13 protein-coding genes and 3 tRNA genes are annotated in these 15,377 nt (G+C 40.6%); 10 read left to right on the plus strand and 6 right to left on the minus strand.

Features of this window, described 5'->3' with window-relative positions; genetic code table 11:
• Nucleotides 1-167 precede the first annotated feature (167 nt).
• A complete protein-coding gene (locus tag BWD42_RS16220) occupies nucleotides 168-950 on the plus strand; it encodes a Cof-type HAD-IIB family hydrolase (RefSeq protein ID WP_077437457.1) in 783 nt (260 codons plus the stop codon).
• Here the strand turns inward: BWD42_RS16220 and BWD42_RS16225 are convergent.
• Nucleotides 947-1,540 carry a hypothetical protein gene (locus BWD42_RS16225; protein WP_077437458.1) on the minus strand — a complete coding sequence of 198 codons (594 nt, stop codon included), beginning with the start codon at nucleotides 1,538-1,540 and terminating at the stop codon, nucleotides 947-949. The genes BWD42_RS16220 and BWD42_RS16225 overlap by 4 nt on opposite strands.
• 45 nt (nucleotides 1,541-1,585) lie before the next feature.
• Between BWD42_RS16225 and BWD42_RS16230 the strand changes: the two genes are divergently transcribed.
• Entirely contained in the window at nucleotides 1,586-2,485 is a 900-nt protein-coding gene (locus tag BWD42_RS16230) for a pirin family protein (protein ID WP_077437459.1), read from the plus strand.
• 168 nt (nucleotides 2,486-2,653) lie between these two features.
• On the opposite strand, the gene BWD42_RS16235 is transcribed toward BWD42_RS16230, so the two are convergent.
• Together BWD42_RS16235 and BWD42_RS16240 are read right to left on the minus strand one after the other, a co-directional pair.
• The gene (locus BWD42_RS16235) at nucleotides 2,654-3,253 is read right to left on the minus strand and encodes a DUF502 domain-containing protein (RefSeq protein ID WP_077437460.1); all 600 of its coding nucleotides are present in this window, start codon (nucleotides 3,251-3,253) and stop codon (nucleotides 2,654-2,656) included.
• Between the two features lie 48 nt (nucleotides 3,254-3,301).
• Nucleotides 3,302-5,743, minus strand: a complete 2,442-nt coding sequence (locus BWD42_RS16240; protein WP_077437461.1) for a bifunctional UDP-N-acetylmuramoyl-tripeptide:D-alanyl-D-alanine ligase/alanine racemase — start codon at nucleotides 5,741-5,743, stop codon at nucleotides 3,302-3,304.
• Nucleotides 5,744-5,818: 75 nt separating this feature from the next.
• On the opposite strand from BWD42_RS16240, the gene BWD42_RS16245 reads away from it, so the two are divergent.
• From BWD42_RS16245 to BWD42_RS16255, 3 genes are all read left to right on the plus strand, one after another.
• On the plus strand, nucleotides 5,819-6,307 hold the full coding sequence (locus tag BWD42_RS16245; RefSeq protein ID WP_077437462.1) for a regulatory protein RecX: 489 nt from the start codon (nucleotides 5,819-5,821) through the stop codon (nucleotides 6,305-6,307).
• Nucleotides 6,308-6,419: 112 nt separating this feature from the next.
• Nucleotides 6,420-6,492 (plus strand) — tRNA-Gly (locus BWD42_RS16250).
• A 5-nt stretch (nucleotides 6,493-6,497) separates the two neighbouring features.
• Nucleotides 6,498-6,582, plus strand: a tRNA-Leu gene (locus tag BWD42_RS16255).
• A 179-nt stretch (nucleotides 6,583-6,761) separates the two neighbouring features.
• On the opposite strand, the gene BWD42_RS16260 is transcribed toward BWD42_RS16255, so the two are convergent.
• Nucleotides 6,762-7,283 carry an OmpA family protein gene (locus tag BWD42_RS16260; RefSeq protein WP_077437748.1) on the minus strand — a complete coding sequence of 174 codons (522 nt, stop codon included), beginning with the start codon at nucleotides 7,281-7,283 and terminating at the stop codon, nucleotides 6,762-6,764.
• 96 nt (nucleotides 7,284-7,379) lie between these two features.
• Nucleotides 7,380-9,563, minus strand: a complete 2,184-nt coding sequence (locus BWD42_RS16265; protein ID WP_077437463.1) for a glucoamylase family protein — start codon at nucleotides 9,561-9,563, stop codon at nucleotides 7,380-7,382.
• A 161-nt stretch (nucleotides 9,564-9,724) separates the two neighbouring features.
• Between BWD42_RS16265 and BWD42_RS16270 the strand changes: the two genes are divergently transcribed.
• Both BWD42_RS16270 and BWD42_RS16275 read left to right on the plus strand, forming a co-directional pair.
• Nucleotides 9,725-10,678, plus strand: a complete 954-nt coding sequence (locus BWD42_RS16270; protein WP_077437464.1) for an acetyl-CoA carboxylase carboxyltransferase subunit alpha — start codon at nucleotides 9,725-9,727, stop codon at nucleotides 10,676-10,678.
• Nucleotides 10,679-10,956: 278 nt separating this feature from the next.
• Nucleotides 10,957-11,029 (plus strand) — tRNA-Lys (locus BWD42_RS16275).
• A 219-nt stretch (nucleotides 11,030-11,248) separates the two neighbouring features.
• Here the strand turns inward: BWD42_RS16275 and BWD42_RS16280 are convergent.
• Complete coding sequence (locus BWD42_RS16280; protein WP_217700090.1) at nucleotides 11,249-13,150, minus strand: alpha-L-fucosidase; 1,902 nt, start codon at nucleotides 13,148-13,150, stop codon at nucleotides 11,249-11,251.
• A 394-nt stretch (nucleotides 13,151-13,544) separates the two neighbouring features.
• On the opposite strand from BWD42_RS16280, the gene BWD42_RS16285 reads away from it, so the two are divergent.
• Genes BWD42_RS16285 through BWD42_RS24885 form a run of 3 tightly spaced genes read left to right on the plus strand, consistent with a single transcriptional unit; the run spans nucleotide 13,545 to nucleotide 15,372 of the window.
• Nucleotides 13,545-13,991, plus strand: coding sequence for an SRPBCC domain-containing protein (locus BWD42_RS16285; RefSeq protein ID WP_077437466.1), 447 nt, complete (start codon nucleotides 13,545-13,547; stop codon nucleotides 13,989-13,991).
• Nucleotides 13,992-14,003: 12 nt separating this feature from the next.
• The gene (locus BWD42_RS16290; RefSeq protein WP_077437467.1) at nucleotides 14,004-14,432 is read left to right on the plus strand and encodes a DUF1801 domain-containing protein; all 429 of its coding nucleotides are present in this window, start codon (nucleotides 14,004-14,006) and stop codon (nucleotides 14,430-14,432) included.
• 10 nt (nucleotides 14,433-14,442) lie between these two features.
• Nucleotides 14,443-15,372, plus strand: a complete 930-nt coding sequence (locus tag BWD42_RS24885; RefSeq protein WP_077437468.1) for a DUF1801 domain-containing protein — start codon at nucleotides 14,443-14,445, stop codon at nucleotides 15,370-15,372.
• The last annotated feature ends 5 nt before the right edge of the window (nucleotides 15,373-15,377 follow it).

The following is a 15,377-nucleotide window of genomic DNA, read 5'->3' on the forward strand; positions in this document are numbered from 1 at the left end:
ACAATAGATTAAATGTAAACATATTTACATTTATTTGAACTTGAAATTTACGAAATTCTTAGAGAAGATTATGTCAGATTTTTGCGAAAAATAATAGCAGCTATTTAATATTGTACTAACCACACTATCCCAGTTATTTGTTATATTTGAATCTGACTCCAATTTCTATGATTAAAGCGATTTTTTTTGATATAGACGGAACACTATTAAGTTTCAAAACGCATCAGGTCCCCGACTCCACACAACAAGCATTTCGATTACTAAAAGAAAAAAATATAAAAGTCTTCGTTTCAACCGGCCGTTCCTTCAATCAATTGGGACATATCCGCTATCTTGATTTTGACGGTTTTATAACATTTAATGGTGGCTATTGTGTTACCAAAGACGAACAGGTTATTTATAAAAATAACATCGTCGAAAAGGACATTCGCTCATTACTTGATTATGCAAAACAGCATCCCGAGCTTACTTTTTCGTTTATGTCCGAAAAAGAAATCTCCTTAAATCAGGTCACACCCGAGGTATTAAAAATGTATCAACAGGTGAATGTAAAAACGCCTCCTATACGTGATTACGAAGATAACTTCGATCTAGAATCGGTCATGCAGATCAATGTTTTTATCAATCCGGAAGAAGAAGCTGCCTTTATGGAAAACATTATGCCCAATTCCATCGCGTCCCGGTGGACGCCTATTTTTGCCGATATTAACCCGATGGGCCAGAGCAAAAAAGTAGGTATCGATGTTTTTTTAGAACATTATGGCATCGAACTTTCAGAAACCATGTCATTCGGTGATGGCGGCAATGATATTACCATGCTCGCCCATACACAGATTGGTATTGCCATGGGAAATGCGAATCCCGAGGTAAAAGAAATCGCCGATTATATCACCGACGATGTAGATAATAATGGTATATGGAATGCCTTAAAACATTTTGGTATTCTCTAGAAGTGAATACTGAGTGTCGCACGACAGGTATTGCTATTGCTATTCAATAGCAAACTATGCCGTTCCGGGAAAAGATATTCCAATCGGCCCTGAAAATCCGCTATTAAAGTATGCTTAAATTGGCCATCCAGATAATGATTCATGCGGTGGCTCACTTCAAATAACATGATTTTGGACGATCCCGAGAGCCGGATTCGGATTGGATGTGAAGACATGCTATTATATCCGTTTGCAACTGCATTTTGTATCATCGGAAAAAGTAGAAGTGCTGGTACCGTCACATCATTTTCCGGCTGAAAACGATTTTCCCATTTCAGGGAGAAACCCGCGGGCATCAATCTCTTGACAATTTCGAAATATTGGTTCAACAGGTCTAGCTCGACTTTCATTGCATGGCAGGTTCCCGGCTCCAGTAGCAACAACTTTTTCTGAAATAGTCGATATTCCGGTACAGCCTCTTGGCCTAACATCATTTCCATAAGAAAATGATCTATCTGACTGTTGCCAAATGACAATCTATCGGACAGAGCCAACGCCGCCTCGTTTCTTACAGACTTTTTACGTAGAATGCGATCAATTATACTTGACATTTCTTAAATTGCTCTAGATTAGACACACAAAAATAAGGAAACATTATGTCAAATATCGCAATAGTTATTGAAGAAAGAGCCGCAGATATAGGCAATTTCCTGGTAGGAAGGCTCCTTCCTTTCAGACAAAAAAGGATGGTCGGTCCGTTTATATTTATTGACCATATGGGACCTGAAAAGATCTCCGATCCTCAGTTCATGGATATTGCACCCCATCCGCACATTGGATTGTCAACATTGACCTACCTCTTTGAAGGAAGTATCATGCACCGCGATAGTCTCGGAAATGAAGTCGAAATAAAACCAGGAGCGGTAAACTGGATGACTGCCGGAAAAGGTGTAACCCATTCCGAACGAACTCCCGACTATCTAAGATCTACCCCTCATCAACTACATGGCCTACAGATTTGGGTCGCATTACCAAAGGATCTGGAACAGATGGAACCAAATTTTGTTCATATTGAAGAGCCTCAGCTTCCCCATTGGACCGAAGATGGTGTAAACTATCGCCTGATCGCAGGGCAGATTAGCAATCATCGTTCAGAAGTTCCTGTATATAGTCCTTTGTATCTTATTGAAATTAAAGCTGACAAAGACAGCACCATTAAATTGGGCGAGCACCTCTACGGAGAAAGCGGTCTATATATCCTTCATGGTTCAGTATATGCCGAAGGTCAGGAATTTGGGCCGAAACAAATCCTCGTTGCTAAAGATGCCAAGTTATGTGAATTCGAAATCAAAGCTGGCACCTCCGTCTACATCTTTGGCGGCGAGCCTTTCCCCGAACAACGTTATATCGACTGGAACTTTGTGGCTTCGGACATTGAGACGCTCAAAATCGCCAGGGCTAAATGGGAACAACATGAATTTCCTAAAGTCCCCGGAGATGATGGTTACATCCCAATTCCTCCCGTAAACCCGACTTTAGGGCAAAAGAAAGCTTAAAACAGCATAAACCTTGGTTGAATGATATAAAAATAGGGTAGCTAAAAATCAGCTACCCTATTTTTTATTTTGCTCCTATCCCCGCCAATGTTTTTTCAACTATTCAATTTCAAGGGAGGATACGATTTATTTTCTGTAAAGATTCATGACCGCTTACGATCTGTTCCATTAATGCTCTATTCCACTAACACCACCCGAAACAACAAGTTTCATGGCATCGGTTGGTGACATATCCAATTTTCGAACCTTGTCTGCACTAATGATAACAACCTGACCCGCAAAAGAATAAGAGTAAGGAAAATAAACCATCACCTCGTCCTCCAGCCCAATCTTCTTTAGATCATGCTGTGTCAGAAATCCTATTTTTTTCAACCCGTATTCATTTACGGTCACCAACACAGGTTCATTGAATTTTTTAGCATCACCTACGAATGCTTCCGTAAAATCTTTGATCGAAGTATATAAGGTATTCAGAAGCGGTATTCTTTTGATCTGATGGTTGATCCACACTTTAATCGGATCAGTCACAAAATTAGTAAATATCACTCCTGCAAGAACAAGGATCAGAATCACGGTCAAGATACCAATTCCGGGAATATATAATGGATGACCTTTTTCATCCTCCAAAAAATGTTCAGTCAGATTAAGCGCAGAGTCTATCGATGCAAAAATCCATACAATTAGAAAAACTGCACCAGCCAAAGGTACAACAACGAGGATACCCCGAATTAGATAATTAATAAATCCCCTGAATAATTTGCCAAACATGAATTAGAAAATCAAATGTATTTATACAAAAATGCAGAATATCCTTTATTATTCATAAAAATATACTCTTTTTACCCGCTGTGAAATACTCGTTAACAGTTCATAAGGAATAGTTCCGATAGATTTCGCAGCGAGCTTAATATCTGGATAGACAATCACTTCGTCTTCTTCTGCTATTTCGATATCTGTCACGTCAAGCATACACATGTCCATACAGATATCCCCCACAGTTGGTACAAGACAACCATTGATCATCATTTTACCCACACCATTTCCAAAACGTCTGTCATAACCGTCTGCATAGCCAATTTTTATTGTCGCAATTTTGCTGTCCCGATGTAATATGCCGTGCCGATTATAGCCTACCGTTTCTCCCGCAGGCAAGTATTTTATTTGCGTCACATTGGTCTTTAAGCTGCTGACCTCCCTAAGTGGAAGATCATGTCGTTCGATATCGATACCATATAAACCGATCCCCAGTCGAACCATGTCAAAATAGGCCTGCGGCCATAGTTCGATTCCTGAAGTTGCAGCAATATGCCGTAAGAATGAATAGCCAAGGCCTTCTTCAAGACGTTTGGTAAATTGATCCAAAAGATCTATCTGCTGTTGGGTAAAAGCGTTATCCTCTTTATTTCCCGCGGAGGCCAAATGGGAAAATGCGGACTTGACTTGCAGTATCGAGTCGGTCTTTAAAGCTGCGATCAGCTTATCTACTTCGTCAGGCATAAATCCCAAACGATGCATTCCCGTGTCTACTTTGATATGAACCGGAAAAGATGAAATTCCCCGCCCTTTAAGATAATTCAGAAATGAAGCCAGTACTCTGAAGCTATAAATTTCAGGTTCAAGATGATGCTGAACGATCGATTCAAACGTATTTTCATCTGGACTCATCACAACGATAGGCAATGTTATTCCTGCTCCCCGCAGATCGACCCCTTCGTCGGCAAATGCAACAGTCAGGTAATCTACCCTATTGAACTGTAAAAGATTCGCGATCTCAAAACTACCACTGCCATAAGAAAATGCTTTGACCATCGACATCAATTTCACCTGTTTTGGCAACAGCTGGCGATAGACATTCAGATTATTTTCCATGGCATTCAGGTTGATCTCGAGCACCGTATCATGTGATTTGGCAACCAACAAGCTACTGATTCGTTCAAAGTGGAATTCTCGCCCCCCTTTTAATAAAATAGTTGAATCCTCAAATCGAATAGCCTTGATATCTTCCAAAAATGCCGTTGTGCTCGGGTAAGATACCGACGGAACATCAAATTGACCGGCCACCTGGGGTAGAATCTCCCCGATCAGGATCAGTTTGTCCAAACGGTATTCAGAAAGTAAGCGCTTCAATTTTGACAAACTTTTCTCGTCCGTTATATTCACTCCCGGTATATCGGACAAGATCAAGATTTTTCGGGGATGCTGTCCCTGTTGATTTAAAAATTCAAGCGCGATCTGCAGGGCATCCAAATCGTTGCTGTAGGAATCATCAATAATCGAACTATTTTTTTTTCCTTTTTTCAGCTCAAGGCGCATGGCAACAGGTTGCAGTTCTTTCATTCTCGATGCGATCACCTCTTTTTCATAGCCAAAACGTAACATAACCGCAACGCAGTTGATGGCATTTTCCACATTCCCTTTATCCACAAAAGGCACTTCAATAGCAAATGTCCGCCCGGCATAAAAAAGTGTCGTTACGGTATACTTATCGTCGACCTGCTTGAGCGAATAAACCTCTAATGAAAGTCCTTCATCAAATCCCCATGAAAACTTTCGGGGTCTATAAGGCAATTGAATATCTTCCAGATAACGGTTCGGAAAAATCATTGTTTCAACGTCCTTAAACAGATTTATTTTTTCATAGATCTTTTCATTCTTTGATTCAAAACCAGCTTTGTGAGCCACGCCTATATTCGTTAGCAGGCCTATCGTTGGTTTTATCATATTTTCAAGCTTTACCATTTCGCCTTTCTCCGAAATGCCCGCTTCGATAATCGCCAAATTATACTGATCTGACAAACCCCATAATGAAAGTGCAACACCTAATTGTGAGTTGTAGCTTTTGGGGCTACGGTAGATCTTATATTCAGGAGACATCAGCTGATATAACCATTCCTTGACGATGGTCTTTCCATTGCTACCAGTAATCCCTATAACAGGAAAATTAAACTTTTGCCGATGAAAAGCAGCCAAAAGCTGCATAGCTTCAAGGCTATCCGATACCCAGATCAGATTTGCGTCCGGAAATACCAGCTCCTGTTCCTCATCCATCTGAAGCACAAAATTTCTTACGCCCTTATCATAAGCTTCTTTTATATAATGATGGCCATCCCTGCTCTTCTGAAGCGCAAAAAACACACCGTTATCCGCCTGAACGATCTTCCGGCTATCGTAGAATAAGTGCTGAACTAAAGAATTGGGATCCGTGATAAATGTGCGATTAGGGTGTAAAATCTGGACGATTTCCGATATTTTATACATTCTCCTGATATTTTGATTGGATCAAAACTGAACATTTTTTTAGTTATTTCATATTATTTTTGAAATTTTGACAATATGTTCGAGGAAGATAAAAACAACAGGAAGATCCTAACACCGCGTCAGGCTCAGTTAAAGGCCGAAAGCTATTGTGCCTACCAGGAAAGATCCCAGCAGGAAGTACGGGACAAACTTTACGGTTGGGGACTCCATGAGGCCGATGTCGAAAATATTATCGCAAATTTAATAGCAGAAAACTTCTTAAATGAGGAACGTTTTGCGATAGCCTATTGTCAGGGCAAGCTCCGAATGAAAGGATGGGGTAAAATCAAAATCAAGCAGGCTTTAAAAGGGAAACGAGTTTCTGAACCATTGATAAAAATTGCATTCAGGCAAATCGACCCCGATGAATATGAGACGATATTGGAAAATATAATTGACAAAAAAATTCGGGAAATCAACGGTAAGGATTCATTCATCGTAAGGAACAAAGTCTATCAATTTGCCTTGTCCAGGGGATTTGAAAGCGATTTAATTTTTTCTATACTGAATTCAAAGGAGTTATAAAAAACAACAAAATAAAGTAAACAAATATTTTGCAATATTAAATTTTCGCTCTATATTTGCATCACCAAAAAGGAACACGAGGTTCTTTTTAAAGTTGAAATAAAAATTCCATGCGAAAATAGCTCAGTTGGTAGAGCACAACCTTGCCAAGGTTGGGGTCGCGAGTTCGAATCTCGTTTTTCGCTCACCTGCCTAGGTGGTGGAACTGGTAGACACGCAGGACTTAAAATCCTGTTCCCGTTAAGGGAGTGCGGGTTCGATTCCCGCCCTAGGTACAAGAAAGCTCATCTCACGATGGGCTTTTCTTGTTTCATGACAACAGATAAAGCAAGCTCCCATACAGCAAACTCAAAAGTATAAGCTGTAACATTCCGACGCGATAGCTATACAATAAAAAAAGCGATACATTCTACGAACATATCGCTTTTCACCTCAGGAAAAAGCCCTGATAATATTATTTTTTATCCAAAATGGTTACTTCCACCCTTCTGTTTTTCTGACGTCCTTCTGGGGTTTTATTATCGCCCACAGGATTTGACTGACCAAAACCCTTAGCGGTAATACGAGATTCCTTTACCCCCGAATCTACTAGAAACTTCTTTACAGATGCAGCACGTTTATCTGAAAGCCATTGATTATATTCGACTGTACCGGTCGCATCCGTATAACCATCAACTTTAATTTTATTGGTATTCTCATTCAAAATTACGGCCAGCTTACTTACTTCAGCTTTTGCTTTTTCAGACAGATAGGAAGAATTTGTCGGGAACAATAGATCGGATGAAATACTGAATTTAATCCCCTCTTCTGTCCTTTTCGCATCATTAAAATCTTTTTTCACATTTTTCAGACCATCATCAGTCCCATCTTTTGTGACAACAGCGCCAGGATTAACTACAATAGCCTGTTGTTTACAAGAAAATAATGATAAACTTGCGCACAACGCGAGTAGTCCCAAATTAATTTTTCTAAGCATCGTTTTTAACGTATTTATTGTCGATTTAAGCATGGTAAATATAAGGAAAAAACTCCAAAAAGGAGCTTCTTTTCCTTATACAGCATCGTAACAAATCTATTTCTTCAAATAAACGCTATCCAATGTCTTTTTAATCTCAGGAATCCTTTCGTACAACTTCCAGATCATTCCCGAATTGGCATTTTCGAGCATTACGGCAATTGTCGCCTGATTCCTTGCTCGGTAGTTTTCAGAAACATCATTGTTTTTCAGGTCGATCCATGCCCTGAATCCATACTGCGTAAATAGCACATCGGCATATTCTTCGTAAAATTTGCGCAAGGCCTTTAGGCCGACCTCCCTTTCAAATGGATAAGAAGCAATTGAAATGGCCGGATTGACAAGATATCCCTGACCAAAATTGTCTATATGTTCAACACCCCAAATATCCGTAAACCTCGTCCCGATATTCAATTCATTGTCCCTTCGCTTATAGGCTAGTATATAATCCGACAGATACTTTTTATAATCCACAAAATTATCCACTTTTCCTCTAGGATCCATGATTAAGAACGGCCGATAAACTGAAATCAGTGATTCTGTCAGATTGCCTCCGGCGATATTCTTCGCGAAGATCACCTTATCATCCGAATAAATAGAGGCAGGTGTATCCCAGCCACTACCGATCAGAGGGTTGTTACTTATAGATCGCGCGATCGAATCATTTAATTTCGTTTTTATTTCGGTAGCCAAAGGACTCAACTCATCTCCAAAATCCATTACATCTGCATGTTTGGTTGCGAATCCATTCATATAGGCTGACGCCGCTAAAGGATGTGTAGGAGAAGACATCGCCAGCAGATAAGTACTTAGGCTCTCGTTAAACCCGCCCAATGGACGCGATCTTGCCGTACTATCGATAGGTGACCATTTGTTCCAGAGGATATCTGCATTATTTCGGTCTGTAAAATAGCTCCAATTGATTCTTTCCCACAAGCTTGTAATGGATTTTCGCAAGGACTGCTCCTGCGGATCATCCTTATCAAAATATTCACGGGCAATTAGCAACGATTCCATCAAATGTGAAGTTCCTCTAACATCGTAGGTTGGTACAGAATCCCGATAATAGGGCACACCCAGTCTTCCATCATAAAAAGCAGTAAAAATACCCTGATGATTCTGCGCCGCTCCCAGGAATTTCACCATCCGTGTCATCCGCGACAATAAGGCCTGTCTGGATATGAGTTGATTTTCAGCGGCAACAAGTAGCCCCAAAATGGCGTAGCCTGTTTCATTGGTTGAAACGATAGCCTGTCTATTTCCGCGGTCAGGAAGATACATACCACTATTTACGTCGTAATTATCAATAAAATAATTGACGTGCGCATTCCGAATAAAACTCAGCATCTCAGCATCCGTCCCTTTTTTTGTCTGTATTTCTTTTACTTCCGAAAATGGCGACTCTACATAGTTGAAGTCCACCCATGCTATTTTATAATAATAATGCTTATTATACTCATTCACCCGGTCGAGACACTTCTGCACATAGACCGGCAAAATTGCAATTGGCTGAAAATTCAGTTTATCCTCTGATCTATAAATTTTCACATAGCGGATGCTTGGAGTTAACGGCAGTTGCCATACCAGTTCAACCTGTTTATCTACCGAACCTATTTTAGATAAAATCGCTGCTGACGACAGTTTTACTTTTGGGTAATTTTTTGGCAGAAACTCTATTTGATCTATAAAAAGCTGATGTGTAGTTGTGCTTGTTCCATTTTGTTCCAACAGTAACGAGGATACGGCTTTACCAATGGTAATTCCTTCAAATTTCGACACCGGGATAGAAACATTAAGCCAGGTATCATAGGCAAAATCTTCAATATAATGCGCAATATCCAAGGCAGTGCTACGCACATCGTTTTGTTGCAGGGCAACTTTAGGCAACTGTCCTTTTTCGGTATTACTTTGGACAAACAGTTTAAAGGTTAAATGATCATCCTTCGCGATCATATACTGAAATTTTTGCTTATCACATAATATACCAGCCTCCCATGTGCCATTTGGGGAAGAAACGTAACGTAGGGAAAGCGAATTTCCAGGCGTAAAAAACAAGCTGTCCGAAACTGGAAGACTATGATTCACATTCTGGATCCAGGACTCCCCATTGTAATGCGCCATGCTTCGCGCATAACTTCCATTGATTATACTATTGTCAAAGAGCACCTCGGGATAGCTTTCTGATTTGGCGAGTATGGGTAAAATCAATAGAAAAAGAAAGTATAAGTATTTTTTCAGCATAAGTCAACATTTTTTCACAGGCTAACAATCAAAAACTAAGCCACGCCAATGATTATAACGCAAATGTAACAAAGGATTTCCAATGATATTCTACGCGCAAATTTTAATTTCGGAAAAAATGCGCTAAATTAGCCCTCTGAATATTTTCATAAAATAGATATATGAAAACCACTTTTGATTTTGAAAAGCCAATTGCAGATTTGCAATTGCAGATTGAAAAGGTAACACAGGTTGCCGAAAAAACTCAAGTTGATATGAGCGCAACCGTTCGTGAACTTGAGGAAAAACTTGCTTCTACGGAAAAAGAAATATACAGCAATTTAACAGGATGGCAGAATGTTCAAATGTCGCGTCACCCAGATCGTCCACAGACCTATGATTATATCGAAGCTATCTGCGATGAGTTTATCGAATTGCATGGTGACCGTACTGTAAAAGATGACAAAGCAATTGTGGGCGGTATGGCATCCATCGATGGTAATCCCGTTATGATCATTGGTCATCAAAAAGGTAAAAATACCAAAGAGCGTCAATACCATAATTTTGGTATGGCTAATCCGGAAGGTTACCGCAAAGCATTGCGCTTAATGAAAATGGCCGAAAAGTTCAATAAACCAGTCATTACGTTGATCGACACTATGGGGGCCTACCCAGGGCTGGAAGCTGAAGAGCGCGGTCAGGGTGAAGCTATTGCACGCAACCTTATGGAAATGGCCGTACTTAAAGTTCCGATCATCTGTGTGGTTATCGGCGAAGGTGCTTCGGGTGGCGCCTTGGGTATCGGAGTAGGTAACCGTGTATATATGATGGAGCATACCTGGTATTCCGTTATTTCTCCAGAATCTTGTTCTTCCATCTTATGGAGAAGCTGGGATCACAAAGAAAAAGCAGCAGAAGCATTGAAATTGACCTCAAGCGATATGTTAAGCAATGGCTTGATAGATGGTATCATTCCTGAGCCATTGGGTGGTGCCCATCAAGATCCAGCACAGGCTGCGGCAAATCTGAAAGAACAATTATTGAAAGATTTAGCCGAATTGACTGCGAAAGACAGCGATACATTGGTCAAAGAACGCATTGACAAATTCAGTAATATGGGTGTTGTGACAGAATAATGTTACCTCCTTTATTCCTCAAAATAAAAAAAGTTGGCAGCCCATGCCGACTTTTTTTATTTTAACGGGCTTCCAATTGCAAAAAGTACAAAAACGAACTGATCGAAATCGCTCGATTTACAATCGAATCCACCATGGTTCAAAGGACAAACCGGACAACCAGGAAAAATAAACAGGTAATTTATAAACCGTTATAAATTATTCAAACAAAAACAACAAAAAGATTTGGACACAACCACATATTTTCATACCTTTGCATCACTTTCAAAAACAGAAAGGATTCCGTAGCTCAGCTGGTAGAGCAATACACTTTTAATGTATGGGTCCTGGGTTCGAATCCCAGCGGGATCACAAAGGAAAAGCTAATCAAATGATTAGCTTTTTTTGTTATAGAGGTAAGGATTCGAAAGAAGGGTCAGCCGGGTTCGACCTTATAGAGGCTCAGGGATACGCGCGGGAAATGTGCGGCTGAGCCAATCCCAGCGGGATCACAAAAGGAAAAGCTAATCAAACGATTAGCTTTTCCTTTTTAGTGGTATGAGGGTTCTCCTCTCCTCCTCATAAGCTATTTTAATCATTTGTTAGGACAACTTCCAAAAACTTCACCGCCTCCCCGCCTACAATATTTTTTGCACGCAGTTGCACGGATTGTTTTCCGGACGGCAAGTTTATCCGCTCAAGCTTAAGCGAGTTTCCCCGTACACTTGTAGCTGATGCGGGATCAATTGAAAAATCCAATGTTTGTCCACCAATCTCCAATACCATATCCCCACCTGTATTTTCCACATCTTTAACGTAGCGTATGACAACATCAAATTGCGCTGGCTCCAATACATCGATATTCCATCCAAGATATTGATTACTACTTTTCCATCCGGACACATAGTAACGATCTCTTTTACCGTCTCCAAACTTCATCGGTTGCCCATACTGTTTTGCATAGAAAGACAATAATCGATTTTCGGCACTATGTGCATCCACATAAATCAGATCATTGGCTTGGGGAACAATATTATCTTCTTTTAACCGGACGACAATAACTTCATCTGCTGAATCAGCGGCTATTTGATCCAATGGAATATGAAGTCCTATGGCATCTGAAGTGTATGCTTTAATACTCTTCTTTGAAGACAATAAAGAGATGGATTTGACCGCAGCAGTAAGACCGCCCACAGTCAATTGTTCTCCTTTTGGTTTATTGAATACATGCAGATACAATATATCCTTTCTTTTTGTGATCACCCCCCATTGTTGACGCGGTAGCGGAGCAGGTTCAACGCCAATAACACTCGCTTTATTTTTTGTCATCCATCCGCCTATTCCCCTTAAGATAGCCACATCAGGGGCATCAATACTACCATCTCCTTTGGGGCCTATATTCAATAAAATATTCCCTCCCATGGCCTTCGCCTTCGCCAGCAATTGAATAAAATGTGCCGTTGGTTTGTGGTTTACATCCGTTGACGAATACCCATATGAGTCATTGGTTGTCGGAATCGCTTCCCAATTAGCACCTTTAGCAACAGGATAAAACTCTTCAGGGCGGTCAGCAGTGTTTAAATAATCACCGTAATTCTTTTCTGCTGTCCGCGCTAACCGCCCATTGACAACAATCGATGGATCAGTATCCCAGATCGCTTTCAGGATCCTTAGATTTTCTGACAAAGGCAGCTTATGCGGCGTATCAAACCAAAGCAGATCAGGCCTGTACTGGTGGATCAGCTCTTTTATCTGGGGAATAGCTTTTTCGTCCACATAGCGCTGTGCCTTGGGCAACCATTCGGGATGGTTGTCAAACCAGTTTGCTCCTCCCAATAGTTTATCTCCGCCCGGATTAGCGTAATCCCAGTCATTGCCGGGAGCATCAGGATGCTCCCAATCAAAAGCGTGGGAATAGTAAAATCCAAATAACAAACCATGTTTACGGCAGGCATGCGCAAGTTCGGCCAATGGATCCCGTTTGAAAGCCGTGCTCTTGACAGAATAAGTACTCGAATACCGAGATGGATATAGCGCAAAACCGTCATGATGTTTGGCCGTGATGATAAAGTATTTCATGCCTGCATTTTTCGCCAGGAGCACCCATTCCTCCGCATCAAATTTTTCTGGATTAAATCTTGCCGCCGAGTCCAGGTATTCCTGACGGGGAATCTGCATGACACGCATAAGGTGTTCGGCATAGCCACCTCCTTTTTTGCCCTTCCATTTATTACCATATTGCGAATAAACGCCCCAGTGGACAAACATGCCAAAAGCGGCTTCTTTCCACTTTTTGATACGCTGTTCCTGACCAGCCAATGACGCTTTCCACCAACCGGATTCCGCCTCAGCGATCGCGTTTCTATCCCTTGTTCCCGGGTCATTAAACATATCTGCGGCTTCATTGCCCTTATTGGCATTATGAACCTGTCCCATTGCCGCCATGACAGTGATTGAAAGCATTAAAATAAGGTAATACCTGATTTTTATCATAAGTTTCGATTTCGTTATTTTAATAGCTGAACTAACATGCAAAGGAAGGCAATAGCTCAACAGAAAAATTGTAATGGTATCAAAAATAGCTCAAAAAGCGAGCGATAGGGTGCATTTTTTGTTCAATTTGGGGTAAAAACAATCAAAAGTCAAAAAAATAAAACCTATTCGTCTCTGCGATGTTTATTTTATATTATAAACTTAAGGACACATAAACAATAAGCCTACCGACCACGTTTCCCCACTGGCAGGCAGCGATAGCATTTCGGGGGGGCAATAAGCAAATACAAAACAGCATCTTTACACGCATCTTCCTACACCGGTTTTGATTATTTTTATGCTAAACTGATACAAGCTATTGGTATTTATATAATATTTGTCTAAAATTCAGAATATGGAAAAGCTAACCGCAAAAGCAAGTATTCAGATTCAAAAACCCATCAATGAAGTTTTTGAAGCCATAGTTGATCCCAATAAAATGAATCACTATTTTATTAAGTCCTCAACAGGCCGTCTAGAGACCGGAAAAACAGTAGAATGGAATTTCCCTGAGTTCCCCGACAGTTTTCCTGTAACCGGAAAAACAATCCGTCCAGACGACTATATTTCCTTTGACTGGAGTGGCGGATTAGCAAATCAACTGGTTGAAATCAGCTTATCTTCCTTCGGCGAGGGCTCCACTGTTGTCAAAATTACAGAACATGAAATGAACAACGATGAGGAAGGCATTTTGATTATGATGCGTCAGACCGAAGGGTGGGCAAATTTTCTAGCCTGTATGAAGGCATACCTCGAATATAACATCAATCTTCGTAAGGGCGCATTTGATTTTATGTTTTGATAGCGGCAAAAAATGACAGCGAATAAAACCTTCTACAACGAAAAAAGTGTCGATGACTTTATTCAGGAAATACCTGATATACAAAAGCGGGAAGACAGCATCCAATTGATACAATTGATGCAATCTGTTTCAAAGGAGGCCCCAAAGATGTTTGGTGGATCCATTATTGGCTTTGGACAATATTATTATAAATATCCTAGCGGACACGAAGGATATGCACCTTTAATCGGATTCAGTCCTCGTAAAGCGGCCATTTCACTCTATGTATATACTGGACTTGAGGAACATCGGTCATTCATAGAACAACTAGGCAGATTTAAAATGGGTAAAGCCTGTATTTATATCAAAAAACTGAGTGATATCAATACAGCGCGTCTGATCGTATTAATGCAACAGACCATTCAATTTATAACAACGAAATACACTAGGATCAAAGATTAGAAGCAGGATTATGACAAGTAGCATTTCAACAATTGACGCATATATAGACCAATTTGAAGGCGACAAAAAAGCTTATCTCATTCAGGTCCGGCAACTGATTGCCGGAGCAGTTCCAACTGCAGCAACAGAGACCATTTCCTATCAGATGCCTACATTTCGGTACAACGGCAATCTGATCCATTTTGCAATGAATAAACAACATCTCGGACTATACCCCGGTTCAACCGCCATCGAGCACTTTGCTACAGAGCTCAAAGGTTTCAAAACCTCAAAAGGCGCAATACAGATCCCGATCGACCAACCCCTGCCCGAAAAAATCATTCTTGATATTGTAGCCTTTAACATCGAAAGGCTAAAAGATAAACAAGCTCCCAATTGGCATATCAATCGTGGAAATTGGCTCGAAGCCGAGGAGCTGATGCAACAGATTATGCTCAAAATCCCATTAAAAAAAGAGTTCAAATGGGGCAGTGACATCTATACACACAAAGGGAAAAATGTCATCGGATGGGGTGGTTTTAAAAACTTCTTTTCACTTTGGTTCTACAATGGTGTGTTTTTAGAAGATAAAGAAAATGTTCTGATCAGCGCCTCCGAAGGCAAAACCAAAGCACTTCGACAATGGCGTTTTAGGGATGTCAGCGAAATGGATAGCGCCAAAATCGAGGCTTACATCCAGGAATCTATCCGAACCATTGACGAGGGAAAAGAAATTAAACCAGCCAAAAGCGAGCTTATACCTCCCACTGGACTGCTTTTGGAAGCGCTCCAGGCAGATCCGATATTTCATGATCACTTCAAGGCCCTCACACCGGGAAGGCAAAAAGAATATATCCAATATATCGACGAAGCAAAACAGGAAAAGACCAAATTATCCAGGGTAGAGAAAATCAAACCCATGATTATCGCAAAAAAAGGATTACATGATAAATATAAATAAGTGAG

The organism is Sphingobacterium sp. CZ-UAM (genome assembly GCF_002000245.1).
Lineage (GTDB): Bacteria > Bacteroidota > Bacteroidia > Sphingobacteriales > Sphingobacteriaceae > Sphingobacterium.

What these genes read in the sequence shown, in the direction of transcription:
- BWD42_RS16245 (WP_077437462.1), top strand. Translation starts at nt 5,819, where the DNA reads ATGTTCGAGGAAGATAAAAACAACAGGAAGATCCTAACACCGCGTCAG.
- BWD42_RS24885 (WP_077437468.1), top strand. Translation starts at nt 14,443, where the DNA reads ATGACAAGTAGCATTTCAACAATTGACGCATATATAGACCAATTTGAA.
- BWD42_RS16225 (WP_077437458.1), bottom strand. Translation starts at nt 1,540, where the DNA reads ATGTCAAGTATAATTGATCGCATTCTACGTAAAAAGTCTGTAAGAAAC.
- BWD42_RS16280 (WP_217700090.1), bottom strand. Translation starts at nt 13,150, where the DNA reads ATGATAAAAATCAGGTATTACCTTATTTTAATGCTTTCAATCACTGTC.
- BWD42_RS16270 (WP_077437464.1), top strand. Translation starts at nt 9,725, where the DNA reads ATGAAAACCACTTTTGATTTTGAAAAGCCAATTGCAGATTTGCAATTG.
- BWD42_RS16290 (WP_077437467.1), top strand. Translation starts at nt 14,004, where the DNA reads ATGACAGCGAATAAAACCTTCTACAACGAAAAAAGTGTCGATGACTTT.
- BWD42_RS16285 (WP_077437466.1), top strand. Translation starts at nt 13,545, where the DNA reads ATGGAAAAGCTAACCGCAAAAGCAAGTATTCAGATTCAAAAACCCATC.
- BWD42_RS16220 (WP_077437457.1), top strand. Translation starts at nt 168, where the DNA reads ATGATTAAAGCGATTTTTTTTGATATAGACGGAACACTATTAAGTTTC.
- BWD42_RS16230 (WP_077437459.1), top strand. Translation starts at nt 1,586, where the DNA reads ATGTCAAATATCGCAATAGTTATTGAAGAAAGAGCCGCAGATATAGGC.
- BWD42_RS16260 (WP_077437748.1), bottom strand. Translation starts at nt 7,283, where the DNA reads ATGCTTAGAAAAATTAATTTGGGACTACTCGCGTTGTGCGCAAGTTTA.
- BWD42_RS16235 (WP_077437460.1), bottom strand. Translation starts at nt 3,253, where the DNA reads ATGTTTGGCAAATTATTCAGGGGATTTATTAATTATCTAATTCGGGGT.
- BWD42_RS16265 (WP_077437463.1), bottom strand. Translation starts at nt 9,563, where the DNA reads ATGCTGAAAAAATACTTATACTTTCTTTTTCTATTGATTTTACCCATA.
- BWD42_RS16240 (WP_077437461.1), bottom strand. Translation starts at nt 5,743, where the DNA reads ATGTATAAAATATCGGAAATCGTCCAGATTTTACACCCTAATCGCACA.